Raw genomic sequence first — 17365 nt, 5'->3', positions numbered from 1 at the left:
CCGGAGAAAGGACACACCCATGACCATCGCACCCGAACGCACCGCGACCGCACCCGCCGCCACGAAGCGTGAACTCGCCGAGGAGGCGATGCGGCACTCGTGGTTCCCGGTGGCCCGGTCGGTCGACCTCGCGACTCCGCAGAAGGCGACGCTGCTCGGCGAGAAGCTCGTCGTGTGGCGCGACGGCAGCGGCGCCGCACGGGTCAGCTCCCGGCGGTGCCCGCACCGTGGTGGCGACCTGTCGATCGGAGAGGCGAAGGAGTCGTCGATCGCGTGCCCTTACCACGGGTGGGAGTTCGCGGCCGAGAACGGTGCGTGCGTCCGAGTGCCCTCCCTGCCGGACCAGGCGAAGATCCCGCCGAAGGCGAAGATCGCGACCTACCCGGCCGTCGAGCGGTTCGGGCACGTGTGGACCGTCCTGGAGGACCCGGTCCGCGACATGTACGACCCGGAGGAGTGGCAAGCGGTCGAGCTCGAGTGGCTCGCCGCGGACCCGATCGACTCGCCGGTCGGCGTCGGGGTGACCGTCGAGAACTTCCGGGACGTCGCCCACTTCCCGTTCGTGCACAAGGTGTCGATGGGGCCGACCCCGGAGGTCGTCGAACCGCTCGACGTGGAGCGCGACGGGCTCGACGTGTGGATGTACCGGCCGCTCAACGCCGGCACCGGGGAGTGGGCCGGCGACGGGGACTGCCTGATGAAGTACCACTGCATCGCACCCGGGCTCGCGTCGATCACCTACGACTACGAGAAGTACGGCGTCCGGGTGGTCGCGGGGTTCCCGTCGCCGGTCTCGTACGACCACGTGACGATCTTCTGGGCCGTCGCGAACGCCGTCGACTACCGCGGCGCGAGCCTCGAGGAGAACCTGCGGATCGAGGAGATGGTCTACCTCGAGGACGTCCCGATCGTCGAGGACCTCGACCCGCGCGAGATCCCGTGGGACCACGAGGTCGAGGAGTTCTCGGTGCCCGCGGACCTGTTCACCCTGAACTACCGGCGCTGCTTCGGTGACCTGATGCGTCGGGTCGAGGGCCGCGCGGCGGACCACGTCGGCGACCGGGCCCAGGAGCAGAGCCGTGTCCGGGCCTGACCCCCGTGCGATGCGGGTGGACGTCGCCCGCTGGCAGGCGCCGGGCGTCACGAGCTACGACCTCGTCCCGCTCGACGGCGACGCGGTCGCGGCCTGGGAGCCCGGCGCGCACGTCGACGTCCACCTTCCGTCCGGCACCGTGCGGCAGTACTCGCTGTGCGGCGAGCCGGCGGATCCCGGCCGCTACCGGATCGCGGTGCTCGAGGTGGTCGACGGTCGCGGGGGCTCGTGCGAGGTGCATCGTGCGCTGCGCCCGGGCGCGGAGGTGCTGGTCGGGGCGCCGCGGCACGACTTCGCGCTCGACGGTGCCGGGTCGGTGCTGTTCGTCGCCGGGGGCATCGGGATCACGCCGATCCTGCCGATGGTCGCGGCTGCGGAGGCCGCCGGTCGCGACTGGCGCCTGGTGTACGCGGCGCGGCCGGGACGGCACGCGTTCACGGCCGAGCTCGTTGCGTACGGCCCCCGGGTCGAGCGCGTGGAGGGCACGCTCGATCTGGACGGGATCGTCGCCTCCGCGCACGAGTCCGCGGTCTACGCCTGCGGGCCGGCAGGGATGCTCGACGACCTCGCCGCGCGGCTGGAGTCGGCCGGGCGGGGCGACGTGCTGCGGACCGAGCGGTTCTCCGCTCCCGCGCTGGTCGCGACTGACGGCGACACGTTCGAGATCGAGCTCGCGCGTACGGGGACGTCCGTCCTCGTCGGGTCGGAGGAGACGGTCCTCGAGGCGATCCGCCGTGCTGGGGTCGACCACCCGTCGTCCTGCGAGATGGGGATCTGTGGGACGTGCGAGGTCAAGGTGCTCGCCGGGACCGTGGACCACCGTGACGACCTCCTCACGCCGGCCGAGCAGGAGTCCGGCGCCACGATGATGGCCTGCGTCTCCCGGAGCGCCTGCCCGAAGCTCGTCCTGGACGCGTAGGGCCCCGCGCATCGGGCATTGCTTCGCTCGGGATCGCGTGCCAGACTCTTACTGACCGATCGTTCTGTAACTCTCGCGACCGGTCGGGAGGGACACGATGACGACTGCGGTGCAGGAGACGGGTGACACCGACGCGCTCCAGGCGCACTTCGACGCGACGGTCGCGCGTCACGAGCGGATCGAGCCACGCGACTGGATGCCGGAGAAGTACCGCGCCACGGTCGTGCGCCAGGTCGCGCAGCACGCGCACTCCGAGATCATCGGGATGCAGCCGGAGGGCAACTGGATCACCCGCGCCCCCTCGCTGCGGCGCAAGGCGATCCTGCTGGCCAAGGTCCAGGACGAAGCCGGCCACGGCCTGTACCTCTACGCGGCGTGCGAGACGCTCGGCGCCTCCCGTGCGGACCTGGTCGACAAGCTGATGTCCGGACGGCAGAAGTACTCCTCGATCTTCAACTACCCGACGCTCTCGTACGCCGACGTCGGGACGATCGGGTGGCTCGTCGACGGCGCGGCGATCTGCAACCAGGTGCCGCTGTGCCGCACCTCCTACGGGCCCTACGGGCGGGCGATGATCCGGATCTGCAAGGAGGAGTCGTTCCACCAGCGGCAGGGCTACGAGCTGCTCGCCACGATGATGCGCGGGACCGACGCGCAGCGGTCGATGGTGCAGGAGTCGGTGGACCGGTTCTGGTGGCCGTCGCTGATGATGTTCGGCCCGCCCGACGACGCCTCGCCGAACACGGCGCAGTCGATGGCGTGGGGGATCAAGCGCGACACCAACGACGACCTGCGGCAGAAGTTCGTCGACATGACCGTCCCGCAGGCCGAGGCGCTCGGTGTCACGCTGCCCGACCCCGCGCTCGCGTGGAACGCCGAGCGTGGGCACTACGACTTCGGGCAGCCGGACTGGGACGAGTTCGCCGCGGTGATCAGCGGCGCCGGGCCCTGCAACGCGCAGCGGATCGCGCACCGTCGCCGGGCGCACGACGACGGTGCCTGGGTCCGCGAGGCGGCGACGGCCTACGCGGCGCGGACGCTGGTCGAGGCGGAGCGAAGCGTCTCCTCCCCGCTGGTCGAGGCGGAGCGAAGCGTCTCCTCCCCGCTGGTCGAGGCGGAGCGAAGCGACGATCGAGACCCGGAGGCCCGCCCATGACCGAGATCCGCGGCGACTGGCCGCTGTACGAGGTGTTCGTCCGCGGCAAGCGGGGCCTGAACCACGTGCACGTCGGGTCCCTGCACGCGCCCGACGACGACCTGGCCCTGCGGCACGCCCGCGACGTCTACACCCGTCGCAACGAGGGCGTGAGCATCTGGGTGGTCCGCTCCGACGCCATCGCGGCGTCCAGCCCGGACGAGAAGGACCCGTTCTTCGCACCGAGCCACGACAAGGTCTACCGGCACCCCACGTTCTACGACATCGGCGACGACGTCCCCCACATGTGACCCCTCTCGTGGACGGGGCGGACGGGAAGGAGCACGGATGAGCAGCAGGACGAGCGGCAACGCGTACGACGGGTTGCTCGCCGGCGGTGAGGACGGCCACTGGGCGTTCGGCACGGACTTCGACGACCCGTTCGCGGCGATCGGCGGAGGGGGCACGATCCCGGACGGCGTCGACCCGACAGCGCTCGGACGCTACTGCCTCGCGCTCGGCGACGACGCCCTCGTCCACGCCAACCGGCTGTCGCAGTGGTGCAGCAACGCCCCGGACCTGGAGGAGGACATCGCGATCGCGAACGTCGCGCTCGACCTGCTCGGTCAGGCTCGCCTGCTGTACGCGCGGGCGAGCGCCGCCGATCCGTCGCTCGTTCCGGCGCTGCCCGACGGGTCACCGGTCCCGGCCGAGGATGCGCTCGCCTACTTCCGCGACGCCGACGGCTTCCGCAACGTCCGCCTGGTCGAGGCCGAGAACGGCGACTTCGCTCTCACCATGGTGCGCCTGATGGTCTTCGCGACGTACCGCCTGGCTCTGCTCGCGCGCCTGCGCGACTCCGGCGACCCGGTCCTCGCGGCGATCGCGGCGAAGGGCGTCAAGGAGGTCACCTACCACCGCGACTACGCCGCCCGCTGGTGCGTCACGCTCGCACAGGGCACCGACGAGTCGCGACGCCGGATCACGGAGGCGCTGCCGCAGGTCCTCGCGTACGCCGGGGAGCTGGCCGCCACGCACGACGTCGAGCGGGTCGCGGCGGAGCAGGGCTTCGGTGTGGACCCGGCGGAGCTCCGTGCGGAGATCGACGAGGTGCTGGAGCAGGTGCTCGCGGCAGCCGAGCTCGTACGGCCCGAGGTCCCGCCGGCGGGGCCGGTCGCCGGACGCACCGGCCGCGACGGGATCCACACCGAGGCGCTCGGCCGGATGCTCGCGGAGATGCAGGTGGTCGCCCGGGCGCACCCGTCGGGGCGGTGGTGAGGATGGGTGCGTACGGGGGGTCTCGATCGCTCGCTTCGCTCGCGCCTCGACCGGCGGGGGAGGCGGGGGAGGCGGGGGAGACCGCGCCTCGACCGGCGGGGGAGACCGCGCCTCGACCGGCGGGGGAGACTCCGGCGCGCAGCCGCGCGTACGACGTCGCGGCGGCGGTGACCGATCCGGAGATGCCGATGCTCACGCTCGCCGACCTGGGCGTCCTGCGCGACGTCCGCGTCGACGGCGACGGGGCGGTGACCGCGACGATCACGCCGACGTACTCCGGCTGTCCGGCGATGGCCGCGATGCGCGACGACCTGGTCCGCGTGCTGCGCGGTGCGGGCTTCGCCGAGGTCCGGGTCGACGTCGCGCTCGACCCGCCGTGGTCGAGCGACTGGATCACCGAGCGCGGCCGACGCGCGCTCGAGACCCACGGGCTGTCGGCGCCCGGCCCCGTACGGGAGGGCGCAACCGACGCCGGTCCCGTCGCCCTGACCCTCGCCCCGACCCGCCGGACGCTCCGGTGCCCGCGGTGCGGGAGTGCCGAGACCGAGGTGCTGAGCGAGTTCGGCCCGACGCCCTGCACCGCGGTCTACCGCTGCACGGCGTGCGCCGAGCCCTTCGAGCACGTCAAGGAGATCTGAGATGACGCTGACGACTCCCGCGCCGAGCCCGACCCGGGCACGGTTCCACGCGCTCGAGGTCGCTGGGGTCGAACGGCTCACCGAGGACGCGGTCGCGGTCACCTTCGCCGTGCCGGCCGACCTCGCCGACGCGTACGCGTTCGACGCCGGCCAGTCGGTCACGGTGCGGCGGTTCGTCGACGGGGTGGAGGAGCGGCGCGACTACTCGATCTGCGCCCGGGTCGGTGCGCCGCTGCGCATCGGCGTTCGCGAGATCCCGGACGGACTGTTCTCCGCCTGGCTGGGCCACGACGTACGGCCGGGGGACATGGTCGAGGTGCAGACGCCGACCGGACGGTTCCGCGCCGACCCGGACGCCGACGGGCGCCACCTGTGCATCGCCGCCGGGTCCGGGATCACGCCGGTGCTCTCGATCGCGGCGACGCTGCTCGCGAACCCCTCGGCCTCCGTCACGCTGCTCTACGGCAACCGCACGACGGCCTCCGTGATGTTCGCGGAGGAGCTTGCCGACCTGAAGGACGCGTACGGGCCGCGGTTCGAGATCGTGCACGTGCTGTCCCGCGAGCCGCGCGACGTCGAGCTGTTCTCCGGACGGCTCGACGCCGACCGCGTCCGACGCCTGCTGGGAGCGCTCGTGCCCGTCGGCGATCTCGACCACGTGTGGTTGTGCGGGCCGTACGGGATGATCACCGACGCCCGGGAGGCCCTGCGCGACCGTGGCGTGGCCGTGGAGCGGATCCACTCCGAGCTCTTCTACGTCGACGAGCCCCCGCCCGAGCTGCACCGACCGGACCCGGTGCTCGAGGGGGAGACGAGCACCGTGACCGTCGTGCTCGACGGACGCCGTACGACCGCGACCGTGCCGCGGGCGCGAACCGTGCTGGAGTCGGCGCAGACGATGCGGACCGATGTCCCGTTCGCGTGCAAGGGTGGGGTGTGCGGCACGTGCCGTGCCCGGGTGTGTGGCGGAGAGGTGGACATGCGACGCAACTATGCGCTGGACGACGACGAGCTCGCCGCGGGCTTCGTCCTGACCTGCCAGAGCCACCCCGTCGGCGACGAGCTGACCGTCGACTTCGACGCGTGACGCCATGACCGAGCCGACGCAGTCGCCGCCGCCGGCCACCCCGGCGACCCCCGAGGAGGTCGCTCGCCTGAGCGCCGCGGCGATGTGGGCCGAGGACCACGCGAGCCGGTCCCTCGGTATGGAGATCGTCGCGTGCGGTCCCGGCACGGCGACGGTCTCGATGCTCGTGCGCGAGGACATGGTGAACGGCTGGGGCCTGTGCCACGGCGGTCTGGTGGCGTCCGTCGCCGACTCGGCGTTCGCGCTGGCCTGCAACTCCCACGGCATGGTGACGCTCGCGGCCGGGTTCGACGTGACGTTCGTCGAGCCCGCGCGGCGCGGTGACCTGCTGGTGGCGCGAGCGCGCGAGGTCGTGGTGCGGGGGAGAGGCGGGCTGTACGACGTGGACGTCGTCCGGGACCGCGACGGCGCGGTGCTCGCGGTGTTCCGCGGCCGCAGCAGGATGACGTCGCAGACGAACCCGGCGCTCGAGCGCGACTGACCGGCCGCGACCCGCCGTACGGGCGCGGCGCTGCTCAGCGGCCGGGCCGCAGCGGCGGCGTGCGCAGGCCCTCGAATGCCATCTCGACCACCTGGTCCGCGAGCTCGTCGACGCCGAGCGGACCGTCGGGGCGGTACCACTCGATGAGCGAGTTCACCATCCCGAACAGCAGGCGGCTGGCGAGGTCGGCCGGGATGTCGCTGCGGACGTACCCCTCCTCGGCGGCCTCCGCGACCAGGGTGGCGAGCTTGTCGTCGATCTCGCGGCGCCGCTTCAGCGCCGCCTGCTCGACCTCGCTGTTGCCGCGGACACGCAGCAGCAGCGTCACAGCCGGCTGGTGCGCGGCGAGAATCTGCACCGACTCGCGCACCACGGCGACCAGCCGGTCGTACGCCGGGGCGCCGCCGTGCCGTTGCGTGGCCGCATCGATCGCGGCGCTCAATCCGTCGAGCGCCTCGTCGAGCGCGGCCGCGAGCAGGTGCTCCTTGCTGGGGACGTGGTGGTAGATCGCGGACTTCACCAGCCCGAGCTCGGCAGCGATGTCCCCGACGCTCGTCGCCTCGTACCCCTGCCGGTTGAACAGGTCGATCGCCCGCCGCAGGACGGTCTCCTGGTCGTAGCCCGGCCGGCCGCGCCGACGTGCGCGCGGCTCGGGCGTGCGCTCGCTCATGCGCCGAGTATGGCACCCGCCAGTGCGGTGGATCGGTGGCACGGGCTGCCCCGGATCCACCGCACCGATGGGAGTGCCGCAGAGGTGTGATGCGTCGCTTCGACGTCTCGACGAAGAAGGACGCCGTCGACCTCGCGCTGCGGAGGCTCGTGGGGAGTCCGGTCGACCGCGCGTTCCTGCTGTCGCTGGAGGGGATCGGCTGGGACGGCGATCTGGACGAGATGCGGTCGTCCGATCCCGTCGACGCTCGATGAATCTGATCGACACGTCCGCGTGGATCGACTATCTGCGCGGTACGGGGTCACGCGCTGCGGCGACCGTCCACGCGTTGATCGAGGGCTCCGGCCCTACGGCGTCAGCGCAGTCGATCGTCTGCTGCGAACCGATCGCGATGGAGCTCCTCGCCGGTGCGGACCGCGACGTCGTGCACGACCGCCTCGAGATCATGGTGAACGGGCTCCCGACGTTGCGGCTCGAGCCTGATCTCGACTACCGGTCCGCAGCCAGCATCTTCCGCGCGGTGCGCCGCAGCGGTCGTACCGTCCGAAGCCTGAATGACTGTCTGATCGCGGCGATCGCCATCCGCAACGACGCGACCCTGGTGCACAAGGACGCAGCCTTCGAAGCGATCGCGGACGTGACCTCCCTGCGCGCACGTTCGCTCCGCTGATGCGCGAGACCTCGACGCGCAATGCCGGTTCGCGACCTGCGAGCGCGGCTCTTGATAGGTGAGTATCGACTCACCTATTGTGGTCGGGTGGACTTGGTCTTCAAGGCGCTCGCCGACCCCTCGCGTCGGCTGCTCCTCGACACCCTCCGACGGTCCAGCGGACTGACGCTCACCGAGCTCAGTGCAAAGCTGCCCCAGATGACCCGCTTCGGAGTCAGCTCCCACCTGCGCGTGCTTGCGGACGCCGACCTGATCAGCGTCGTGCGCAGCGGGAGACGGAAGCTGCACTATCTCAACCCGGTGCCGTTGGTCGAGGTCCAGGACCGCTGGCTCACCGACTACACCGCCACCACGAGCCGCGCCCTGCTGGCGCTGCGACACGCCCTCGAGGAGCGCGAGATGACCGAGACCTCCTTCCCCTCGGACACGGCACCGACGACCGTCTTCACCATCGTCATCCGAGCGCCCCGCGCGCGTGTCTGGGAGGCCCTGACCGCCACCGGGACGCCCCGCGGATGGTTGTACGACACGGTGACGACCACGGACTGGCGGGTCGGGTCGTCCTACGCGCAGGACGCCGAAGGATTCGTGATGATCGACGGCGAGGTGCTGGTGGTCGAGGAGTGCTCGCGCCTGACGCTCGGGTTCGACTGCCACTGGGACGCCGACGTCGATGCCGAGCCGGCGGGCATCCTGGACTACGTGCTCACCGACGCCGACGAGACGGGCGAACTCACGAAGCTGGTCGTGTCGCTGAGCGCGATGGGCCCCGCGACCGCGGCCGCAGCCGAGCGCGACACCCCGTACATCTACTCGTCGCTCAAGTCCGAGCTGGAGACCGGGACCTCGCTCTGAGCGGCGCGTTCAGCCCAGCAGGAAGCCCAGCGCGATCGCGGCGGGGACCTTCGATCCCGCCACCCACCCGTGGGTCTTCCCCCCGAACATCACCACGTGCCCGTCCTGGACACCCGCGGCGGTGAGCCGGAAGAGATCGTCGCTGTAGAACGGGTCCCGCGTCCCGCCGAGCACCAGCGTCGGTGCGGTGACGCGGTCGAGGTGCGGCTCGGCGTCGAACGCGTCCTCCGCCGCGATCGTCGCCATCATGTCGGGGCTGCCCGCGGGCATCAGACCCCCGGCGATCCAGCCGACGCCGCGGGCCGGGTACGCGAGCGGACCCGGCGCCATCGCGTCGGCGAGGACCGCGGCGGCCCGTCGCGGATCGCCCGCCTGGGTGTGGCGCAGAACCTCCGCCTGGACGTGCCGGCCGTACGGCGACAGGCGGCACGCGGACGAGCCCAGGACGAGCCTGCGGACGAGATCCGGTCGGTCGACCGCGAGCTGGAGGGTCACCGACCCGCCGGTCGAGGTCCCGTGCACCATCGCCGGCGCACCGAGGTCGTTCTCGATCGCACTCGCGTAGTCGGCGGCGATGTCGCTCATGGTGGAGCCCGGCTCCAGGCCGGGGCGCCGGTTGACGAGGTAGACGGTGAAGTGCTCGGCGAACGGCGCCGCCCAGCCCAGCGCCATCCGCCTCATCATCCCGTGCGGGCTGCGGTGCTGCGGGCTCAGACCGGCCGCGACGAGCAGGGGAGGGCCGTGTCCGAGTCGGAGGTACGGGACCCCGGTGGACAGACGGCCTTCCTCGGCGTCGACCATGCCCTCAACCTACGCCCGGTGGCCCGCGCTGATCTACGCGTTCACGCAGGGTACGGGCAGGTCGAACCAGCGCAGGGCGTCGAAGTCGGGACTCAGGTGCGCATCGACCCCCGGCGCGGTGTGGTCCGCGCGGTCGGCCGCGAGCCGGTGCGCCTCCGCGAGATAGCCGGCGAGGGCGCTCTCGGGCGCCCGGTCGCCGTGGTGCGGGTACTCCAGGGTGCCGTCTGCGCCGTAGCGCAGCTGGTCGAGTCGCAGCGGAGGCTCGGCGGGCCCGGACCGATGTCGCCACAGCGCGCTCGCCGGGTCGAACCGGTAGTCCTCGAGGAACAGGTGGCCGTATCGGGCCACGAACGTGACCGCCTCGATCACGTAGTCGAGCACGCCCTCGGAGATGAAGTAGTTGACGTTGACGCGCACCCATCCCGGCTTGATGCCCTCGCACCCGCCGGCGACCTGGCGCTCGTAGAGGTGGGAGCGGTCCAGGTCGATCCCCAGCAGCCGGTGGCCGTACGGTCCTGCGCACGAGCACCCGCCCCGCGACTGGATGCCGAACAGGTCGTTGAGCAGTGCCACGACGAAGTTGTGGTGGAGGAAGCGTCCGGACGGCGAGCGGACCACGAACGAGACGATCGAGAGCCGCTCGGACGCGAGATTGCCGAGGATCTCCAGGCCCGGCACCTCGGACCAGGCCGCGACCACGCGCTGCAGGAGCCGATCCTCGTTGGCGCGGATGACGTCGACGCCGACCGCGTTCTTGAGCCCGAAGACCAGGCCGGCGCGGATGGACTCGACGATCGCAGGCGTACCGCCCTCCTCGCGGGCGACGACGTCGTGGAGGTAGTGCTGCTCCTCCTGGTTGACGTACTCGACGGTGCCCCCGCCGACGACCGCGGGAACCCTGTTCTGGAGGAGCTCGCGGCGCACCACCAGGACGCCGGGTGTGCCGGGGCCGCCGACGAACTTGTGCGGACTCAGGAAGATCGCGTCCTTGTACGAGTCGGGCTCACCCTCCGCCGCCCGCATCGAGATCGCGACGTACGGGGCGGCGGCGGCGAAGTCCCAGAACGACAGTGCGCCGTGGCGGTGCAGCAGCGACGCGATCGCGACGGTGTCGGAGACGATGCCGGTGACGTTGCTCGCGGCCGAGAACGACCCGATCCGCACGGGCCTGTCGGCGTGGTCGACGAGCTGCTGCTCCAGCTCCGCGAGGTCGATGTGCCCGTCGGTGTCCTGCGCGATCTCGATGACGTCCGCGATCGACTCCCGCCACGGCAGCTCGTTCGAGTGGTGCTCGAACGGCCCCACGAACACCACCGGGCGCTGGTCCGCGGGGATCGTGTCGGTGAGGTGGTAGCGGTCGTCCAGCGCCGACGGCACCCGCAGTCCGAGGATCGCGATCAGCTTGTCGATCGCGCCGGTGGACCCGGACCCGGAGAAGATCACCACGTCCTCGCTCGTGCCTCCGACGGCTTCGTGGATCAGCGCGCGTGCGTCCTCGCGCAGCCGCGTGGTCTGCAGGCCGGTGCCGCTGGACTCCGTGTGCGTGTTCGCGTAGCGCGGCAGCACCTCGTCGCGGATGAAGTCCTCGATGAAGGTGAGTGCGCGGCCCGACGCGGTGTAGTCGGCGTAGGTGATCCGTCGTGGCCCGTACGGGCCCGGCACGACCTGGTCCTCACCGATCACGGACTCCCGGATCCTGCGGACCAGCGACGTCTCGACGCTCTGGTGTGCCACACACCCACCGTAGGTCGCCGAGGGCCGTGAGGTGTGCTGTGTGCATCCGCACGACACCTTTTGGTCACCTGACCAACGCCCCGCGTTCGGTCGGCGCTGATGCACTCGCCGAGGCAGTTTCGCTGACGACGGAGGTAGGACGTGCGCGTACGGTCGCGTCATCGCAAGGTCTGGGCAGGGGCACTCTCGGGGGCGGTGATCGCGGGACTCCTCGCTGCGGCCGCGCCACCCGCGGCCGCAGCGGAGGAGGACGACCGGCCGACGTACCGCGGCAAGACCTTCTACACGGGGGAGTTCCACGCGCACACGTCGGTCAGCGACGGGGTGGAGATGCCGCCCGACGCGTTCGAGCACGTGCACGACGAGACCGACGCGGACTTCTTCACCGTCTCCGAGCACGACGTGATGTGGGACCTGCGCAACGGCGACGACTTCGTCGACGACTGGCGTGACGCCGACTCGCGCGAGTGGCGGGCGGTCCACGAGGAGGTCGAGACGTACAACGCCTCGCAGGACGACCTCGTCGCCGTGCCGTCGATCGAGAACACCTGGTACGACGGCACCGGTCACATCAACGTCTTCAACACCGACTGGAAGGCGACGGCGCGCGCCACCGAGAAGGGGAGCGTCGACGGGTTCGCCAACAGCTTCGGCACCGGCGACCTCAAGTACGACCTCGCCACCTTCTACGCGCGGCTGAAGCTCGACCCCGACGCGATCGCGCAGTTCAACCACCCGAGCACGACGTCGAAGGGCAACTTCTTCGGCTTCACCGGGCTCGACCCCGTCACCGACGACCGGATGGAGCTGATCGAGGTCAAGTCCGCCGGTCATCTCGCGCAGTACGAGAAGGCGCTGGATGCGGGCTGGCACGTCGGGCCGGTCTGGAACGGGGACGAGCACTCGGCCTCCTGGGTCTCCGGCAACGACGCCATCACCGGGCTCTGGGCGAGCGACCACTCCCTCGACGGTCTTTACGGGGCGATGAAGGACCGCAGCGTGTTCAGCACGCAGGACGTCGACACCGTGCTCGAGTTCGGCGCCGGTGACGTGCTGATGGGCTCGGTGCTCCCGGCCGACACCACCACGACCACGTTCGACATCCGGCTGACCGATGCAGACGCCGACGACGTGTTCACCTCGGTCGAGCTCGTCACGAACGGCGGCACGGTCGCGAAGCAGTTCGACGACGTCTCCGGCCACGAGGTCTCCCTGAGCCTCGAACGCGACGTCGCCGACGGGGACTACTACTTCGTGCGGGCCGGGCAGGCCGACGGTGACGTGGTGGTCTCGGCGCCGGTCTGGGTCGGCGAGACGACGCGCGGCGCGAACTACGCGCCCGAGATCACCGTGCCGGACGGTTTCGTCGAGACCGCGGTGTACGGCGAGGAGGTCGCGCTGCCCGAGGCGACCGCGACCGACGACTCGGGCACGACCCCCACCGTGACGTACGAGGTGTACGACGCCGCCGGCGAGGTTCCCGTCGCCGACGGCGCGTTCCGGGTGCGCAGCTACGACCCGCACTACGTGGTCGTCAAGGCCACCGACGACGCCGGCAGCACCAACGCAGAGCTGCTCCGGATCACGGTCGACCAGGACGCGCTCGACCCGGCCGGGGTCTTCCAGTACTTCGGCAGCACCGCCGCGGTCACGGAGAAGCCCGGGGGTGCGGGGATCGCGGTGTCCACCGACCGTTCGATCGAGACCGTCTACGCCCAGGTCCGCGAGGCCGGTACGGAGGGCTGGGACGACGCCGACGTGCTCACGTCGACGAACGACCGCCCGTACGAGGTCAACACGATCGGCAACGACGAGGAGACCTACCAGCACTCCATCACCGGGCAGACGCTGCGCAGCCACGAGTTCGATGTCGCCGGGCTTGACACGGACGGCCGTTACGAGTACCGCTTCGGGGTGGCGCGCGACGGTGGGGCGCCGGACCCGGACGACGACGCGGCGTGGACCGACGTCGAGGGCGAGCTCGTCGCCGGCGGCGCTGACGACGAGCCGATCTACGTGATCGGTGACCTCCAGGCCACGAGCCACGACGCCGACGACCTGGGGATGCTCCGCGACGTGCTCGACCGGCTCGAGACCGAGGCGCCCGGCGGCCGGACGCTGGTGCAGACCGGCGACCTCGTCGACAACGGCGGCCGCGGACAGTACTGGGACGAGGTGTTCGAGCACGTCTTCGAGGGTCTCGACGTGCAGGTCGCCCCCGTCGCCGGCAACCACGAGACGTACGGCGACCTCGACTACGACTCGACCACGACCGAGCGGACCGCGATCTTCTCGAACCTCTACGACCTTCCGAAGAACGGCGCGATCGGGGAGAGCAACTACTCGTTCGACCGTGGCGACGTCCACGTCTCGGTGCTCAACTCCGTGAAGGACATGGATGCCCAGCTCGCCTGGCTGACCGACGACATCCGTTCGTCGACACGCACGTGGAACGTCGTCGTCGGCCACTACTCCTACTACGGCGGCCAGCACGGCGACGACGCCGACCTGGCCGGTGACCGTCCGAAGATCACCGCCGCGCTCGACCGGCTCGGCGTCGACCTCTACGTCGGTGGTCACGACCACCTGTACAAGCGGTCCACGATCTACGACGGCCGGCTCGCGCAGACCCCCGAGGAGGAGGCGCTCGGGACGACGTACGTGACGATGGGCTCGGCCGGGCCGAAGTTCTACGAGAACACGGTGCACTGGTGGGACGACGTCGTCTTCGACGAGGACACCCAGGTCGGTGGCGTCCTCGAGGTCACCGACGAGGGCCTGAAGATCGCCACGTACACGGTGGACGGACGCGAGGTCGACTCCTACACGGTGCGCAAGCCGAGGGGGACCTGGAAGGTGACGTCGACCGACGTGGTCGACCGCCGGCTCGACGGCGTCGGCCTGCTCAGCTACCCGGGCAGCCGCGACGACGTCACGGTCGTCGCCGCGACGTACGACAGCAGCGGCCGGCAGATGGGCGCGATGCGCAGTGTCGACGCGACCTTGGACCACCGGGGCGTCGAGCAGTTCGTGACCTTCGACGAGCCGCTGCCGGTCGCGCCGAGCGACACCCTCAGGGTCTACCTGTGGGACGGGCTGGAGAGCGCACAACCGATCCGCCCGGCGATCACGGTTCGCGAGGGGATCGCCGGTGACGGGACGGCCGACGACCCGTACCTGATCGCGAGCGCCGCCGACCTCGCGAAGATCGCGAACGACCCGGCGAAGCACTACCGGCTCACGACCGATCTCGATCTGTCCGGCACGACGACGGACCAGATCGACCGCCTCGTCTCGTTCCGCGGCGTCCTCGACGGGGACGGACACACCATCAGCGGCTTCACGGCGCCGTCGAACCAGGGCGTCGGCCTGTTCGCCGACAACCAGGGGACGATCCGCAACCTCGTCGTCCGCGGCGACGTCGAGTCCGCCAAGACGACGATCGGTCTGCTGGCCGACGTCAACCACGGCACGATCGAGCAGGTCCGGACCGAGGGCTCGATCACCGGCGCCGGTCGCGTCGGCGGCATCGTCGGCGACCACTACGGCGTGGTCCGCGACAGCTACTCGACGGCGGACGTCCGGGCGACCGGTCTGTACTCCGGCGGCGTCGTCGGGATCGCGATCGGCGGGTCCGTCACCGAGAACGCGTACGCGTCCGGAGCGGTCACGGCCGACGGACGCAACGCCGGCGGCGTCGTCAGCTACGGCTACGACGAGACCGTCGTCCACCACGTCGTCGCCCTGAACGCGCAGGTCGTCGCGCCGACGTGGGCGCACGCGATCGTGGGACGGGTCGGAGCCGGCCAGGTCGCCGACCTGCTCGACAACCACGTGAGCGACGCCGTCGCGATCAGCGGCGAGAGCCTGACCGACGAGCCTGCCGCCGACAACCCGAAGGGTGCGGTGGTCGCGGCTGCGCAGGCGCGGACGCAGGCGTTCTTCGTCGCCCGGGGCTGGGACTTCGACACGGTGTGGGCGTGGGACGAGGACGGGAAGCGCCCCGTCCTGCAGAACGCCTTCGAGGACGTCCCGCCGCTCCCCGAGGAGCCGGAGGCGCCCGCGCTCGAGCAGGCCGACGACGGTGCGTACCTGATCACGAAGCCGGCCGATCTCGAGGAGGTCGCCGCCTGGCCCGACGAGTCGTTCCGGCTGACGTCGGACCTCGACCTCGACGGCGTCACGCTGCCGCAGCTCGGGTTCCCGGCGCCGTTCACCGGCGAGCTGGACGGTGCGGGGCACGTCCTGCGCGGCTTCACCTCGACGTCCGGTGGCCTGTTCGGCACGATCGACGCGGGCGCGTCGGTGCACGATCTCGAGCTCGTCGACGCCACCGTGACGAAGTCCGCCAGCAAGGCCGGCATCCTGGTCGACTCGCTGCGCGGCACGGTCGAGCGGGTCTCGGTCGGCGGTTCGGTGAGCAGCCTCTCGTACGCCGGCGGCGTCGCGGGCGACTCGTTCGGGACGATCCGCGACGTGTACTCCACCGCCGAGGTGAGCACGACGGGCGGCAACTACGCCGGCGGGATCATCGGTGTGGCGGACAGCCCGAGCACCACCGAGCGGGTGTACGCGACGGGCGCGGTCACCGCGTCGGGGACGACGGCCGGCGGGCTCACCGGGTACGCACGCGACAGCGGGACCGTCGTCCGCGACAGCATCGCGCTGAACCCGTCGGTCACCGCGACGTCGCTGGCCCACCGGGTGGTCGCCCGCTACGCGTCGGGGCAGACCGCCACCCTGTCGAACAACCTCGCCATCGAGACGCTGGTCGCGCAGACGCAGTCGGTCACGGCGACCGGCCCGACCACGCTGAACGGGGAGACGGTCACGACAGCCGAGACACAGAGCGCCGACACGTGGACCGGCCGGCTCGGCTGGGACCTCGACAGCGTGTGGCGCTGGGACGACGAGGCGCAGCGGCCGGTGCTGCGGCGAGCAGACGAGCCGGCAGACGGGCGGGCGCAGCGTTCCTCGGCGGCCGTCGAGCGCGGCGCGGTCACGGTCGAGCCGGTGTCGTACGCGCTTCGGCACCCGGCGCCGAGCGTCGTGGGGCAGGCCGAGGACGGGTCGGCGATGGCGCACGACGCCGTGCTCGCCGACGGGGTCGCGACGGTGACGCTGCACGGCGGGGCCGCCGCGGCCGGTGGGCAGGTCGGAGTGCTGGTGCTCGACGGCGACGCTGATGCCGACGCACCGGGTGCCGGCGACGTCGCGTACGTCGGTCAGGCGGCGGCGGACGACGCGGGCGACGCGACGTTCGAGGTCGCGCTGGCCCAGGGCTCCGCTCTCGAGGCCTACCGGCTCGTGGCCGGCACGTCGGCCGGTACGCCGCGCTACGTCGCGTCGCTCGATCCGGACGAGCGACCGGCGCCGGAGAAGGCGACGACGTCGACCTCCGCGCAGGTGCGGCCGTGGGCGGTCGCGTACGGGCGGTCGGCGGTCGTGACCGCGCGGGTCACCTCTCCTGCCGGGCACCCGACCGGTCGGGTCGAGGTTCGGAAGGGCTCGCGGGTGCTCGGTTCGACGTCGGCGAGGCGGGGCGTCACCACCGTCCGTGTGCCGGCCCGGTCGCTCGCCCCTGGCCGTCACACGCTCACGGTGCGCTACCGCGGCGACGAGCGTCACCGGGCGTCGTCGGACACGGTCCGGCTGCGGATCACGAAGGCACGCTCCCGGATCACGGCGGCGAAGGTGAAGCCGCGGAAGGTGGTGGCCGAGCGGACCCGGGTGAAGGTCGTCGTGCGGGTGCGCGGAGCCCACGGCGTCCGTCCGCGCGGCCTCGTCACGGTTCGCGGGCGCGGGGTCGACGCGACGGCGCGAGTTCGCCACGGCGTCGCGAAGGTCCGGTTGGGTCGCCTCCCGAGGGCCGGGCGCCAGCGCTTCACCGTGACCTACCGCGGGAGCGACCAGCTGTCGTCGTCCACGCGCACGGTGAAGGTACGGGTGCGCCGGCGGTAGCCGCAAGGACGAGTGCCTGCACGAGATTCCTGGTACACCGTGC

The 17365-nt window shown here is 71.6% G+C and carries 15 protein-coding genes; 12 read left to right on the top strand and 3 right to left on the bottom strand.

The annotated features are described in order from the left end of the window. Positions 1-19: 19 nt before the first annotated feature. The 8 genes from CLV56_RS19005 (at position 20) to paaI (ending at position 6631) form a co-directional block, all read left to right on the top strand. Entirely contained in the window at positions 20-1093 is a 1074-nt protein-coding gene (locus CLV56_RS19005) for a Rieske 2Fe-2S domain-containing protein (RefSeq protein WP_039365025.1), read from the top strand. Next, positions 1080-2012, top strand: coding sequence for a PDR/VanB family oxidoreductase (locus tag CLV56_RS19000; RefSeq protein WP_039365028.1), 933 nt, complete (start codon positions 1080-1082; stop codon positions 2010-2012). Before CLV56_RS19005 ends, CLV56_RS19000 begins: the two co-directional genes overlap by 14 nt. A gap of 97 nt (positions 2013-2109) precedes the next feature. Then, entirely contained in the window at positions 2110-3168 is a 1059-nt protein-coding gene (gene paaA / locus CLV56_RS18995) for a 1,2-phenylacetyl-CoA epoxidase subunit PaaA (RefSeq protein ID WP_100415445.1), read from the top strand. Continuing rightward, positions 3165-3458: a 1,2-phenylacetyl-CoA epoxidase subunit PaaB gene (paaB, locus tag CLV56_RS18990; RefSeq protein WP_039365031.1), complete on the top strand. Its 294-nt coding sequence runs from the start codon at positions 3165-3167 to the stop codon at positions 3456-3458. The genes paaA and paaB overlap by 4 nt, the downstream gene beginning before the upstream one ends. 37 nt (positions 3459-3495) lie before the next feature. Next, positions 3496-4425, top strand: coding sequence for a 1,2-phenylacetyl-CoA epoxidase subunit PaaC (gene paaC / locus CLV56_RS18985; protein ID WP_039365034.1), 930 nt, complete (start codon positions 3496-3498; stop codon positions 4423-4425). A gap of 2 nt (positions 4426-4427) precedes the next feature. Next, positions 4428-5063 (top strand): 1,2-phenylacetyl-CoA epoxidase subunit PaaD, encoded by a 636-nt coding sequence (paaD, locus tag CLV56_RS18980; protein ID WP_100415444.1) that lies wholly within the window; start codon positions 4428-4430, stop codon positions 5061-5063. 1 nt (position 5064) lies between these two features. Then, positions 5065-6150, top strand: coding sequence for a 1,2-phenylacetyl-CoA epoxidase subunit PaaE (paaE, locus tag CLV56_RS18975; RefSeq protein WP_039365036.1), 1086 nt, complete (start codon positions 5065-5067; stop codon positions 6148-6150). 4 nt (positions 6151-6154) lie between these two features. Then, positions 6155-6631, top strand: coding sequence for a hydroxyphenylacetyl-CoA thioesterase PaaI (gene paaI, locus CLV56_RS18970; RefSeq protein WP_039365039.1), 477 nt, complete (start codon positions 6155-6157; stop codon positions 6629-6631). 34 nt (positions 6632-6665) lie between these two features. On the opposite strand, the gene CLV56_RS18965 is transcribed toward paaI, so the two are convergent. Next, the gene (locus tag CLV56_RS18965) at positions 6666-7301 is read right to left on the bottom strand and encodes a TetR/AcrR family transcriptional regulator (RefSeq protein ID WP_039365042.1); all 636 of its coding nucleotides are present in this window, start codon (positions 7299-7301) and stop codon (positions 6666-6668) included. Between the two features lie 89 nt (positions 7302-7390). Here CLV56_RS18965 and CLV56_RS18960 point away from each other — a divergent pair, with 89 nt between their 5' ends. The 3 genes from CLV56_RS18960 to CLV56_RS18950 all read left to right on the top strand — a co-directional run bounded on the left by CLV56_RS18960 (position 7391) and on the right by CLV56_RS18950 (position 8826). Further along, positions 7391-7555 (top strand): type II toxin-antitoxin system VapB family antitoxin, encoded by a 165-nt coding sequence (locus CLV56_RS18960; RefSeq protein WP_039365045.1) that lies wholly within the window; start codon positions 7391-7393, stop codon positions 7553-7555. Further along, positions 7552-7971 carry a type II toxin-antitoxin system VapC family toxin gene (gene vapC, locus CLV56_RS18955; RefSeq protein ID WP_039365048.1) on the top strand — a complete coding sequence of 140 codons (420 nt, stop codon included), beginning with the start codon at positions 7552-7554 and terminating at the stop codon, positions 7969-7971. Before CLV56_RS18960 ends, vapC begins: the two co-directional genes overlap by 4 nt. An 87-nt stretch (positions 7972-8058) precedes the next feature. Next, a complete protein-coding gene (locus CLV56_RS18950) occupies positions 8059-8826 on the top strand; it encodes an ArsR/SmtB family transcription factor (RefSeq protein ID WP_170224826.1) in 768 nt (255 codons plus the stop codon). A 9-nt stretch (positions 8827-8835) separates the two neighbouring features. On the opposite strand, the gene CLV56_RS18945 is transcribed toward CLV56_RS18950, so the two are convergent. Both CLV56_RS18945 and CLV56_RS18940 read right to left on the bottom strand, forming a co-directional pair. Then, positions 8836-9627: an alpha/beta fold hydrolase gene (locus CLV56_RS18945; RefSeq protein ID WP_100415442.1), complete on the bottom strand. Its 792-nt coding sequence runs from the start codon at positions 9625-9627 to the stop codon at positions 8836-8838. A gap of 33 nt (positions 9628-9660) precedes the next feature. Then, positions 9661-11361: an aminotransferase class V-fold PLP-dependent enzyme gene (locus tag CLV56_RS18940; RefSeq protein WP_039365051.1), complete on the bottom strand. Its 1701-nt coding sequence runs from the start codon at positions 11359-11361 to the stop codon at positions 9661-9663. Between the two features lie 195 nt (positions 11362-11556). Here CLV56_RS18940 and CLV56_RS18935 point away from each other — a divergent pair, with 195 nt between their 5' ends. Further along, a complete protein-coding gene (locus CLV56_RS18935) occupies positions 11557-17322 on the top strand; it encodes a metallophosphoesterase (protein ID WP_039365053.1) in 5766 nt (1921 codons plus the stop codon). Positions 17323-17365: the final 43 nt, after the last annotated feature.

The sequence above is a fragment of the Mumia flava genome (assembly GCF_002797495.1).
GTDB lineage: Bacteria > Actinomycetota > Actinomycetes > Propionibacteriales > Nocardioidaceae > Mumia > Mumia flava.
Note: the sequence above shows the minus strand (reverse complement) of the source record. Positions and strands in the feature narration are given on the sequence as shown.

Excerpts from the sequence above, each read along its gene's own strand:
- CLV56_RS19005 (WP_039365025.1), top strand. The coding sequence starts at position 20 with ATGACCATCGCACCCGAACGCACCGCGACCGCACCCGCCGCCACGAAG.
- paaA (WP_100415445.1), top strand. The coding sequence starts at position 2,110 with ATGACGACTGCGGTGCAGGAGACGGGTGACACCGACGCGCTCCAGGCG.
- paaB (WP_039365031.1), top strand. The coding sequence starts at position 3,165 with ATGACCGAGATCCGCGGCGACTGGCCGCTGTACGAGGTGTTCGTCCGC.
- paaC (WP_039365034.1), top strand. The coding sequence starts at position 3,496 with ATGAGCAGCAGGACGAGCGGCAACGCGTACGACGGGTTGCTCGCCGGC.
- paaD (WP_100415444.1), top strand. The coding sequence starts at position 4,428 with ATGGGTGCGTACGGGGGGTCTCGATCGCTCGCTTCGCTCGCGCCTCGA.
- paaE (WP_039365036.1), top strand. The coding sequence starts at position 5,065 with ATGACGCTGACGACTCCCGCGCCGAGCCCGACCCGGGCACGGTTCCAC.
- paaI (WP_039365039.1), top strand. The coding sequence starts at position 6,155 with ATGACCGAGCCGACGCAGTCGCCGCCGCCGGCCACCCCGGCGACCCCC.
- CLV56_RS18965 (WP_039365042.1), bottom strand. The coding sequence starts at position 7,301 with ATGAGCGAGCGCACGCCCGAGCCGCGCGCACGTCGGCGCGGCCGGCCG.
- CLV56_RS18960 (WP_039365045.1), top strand. The coding sequence starts at position 7,391 with ATGCGTCGCTTCGACGTCTCGACGAAGAAGGACGCCGTCGACCTCGCG.
- vapC (WP_039365048.1), top strand. The coding sequence starts at position 7,552 with ATGAATCTGATCGACACGTCCGCGTGGATCGACTATCTGCGCGGTACG.
- CLV56_RS18945 (WP_100415442.1), bottom strand. The coding sequence starts at position 9,627 with ATGGTCGACGCCGAGGAAGGCCGTCTGTCCACCGGGGTCCCGTACCTC.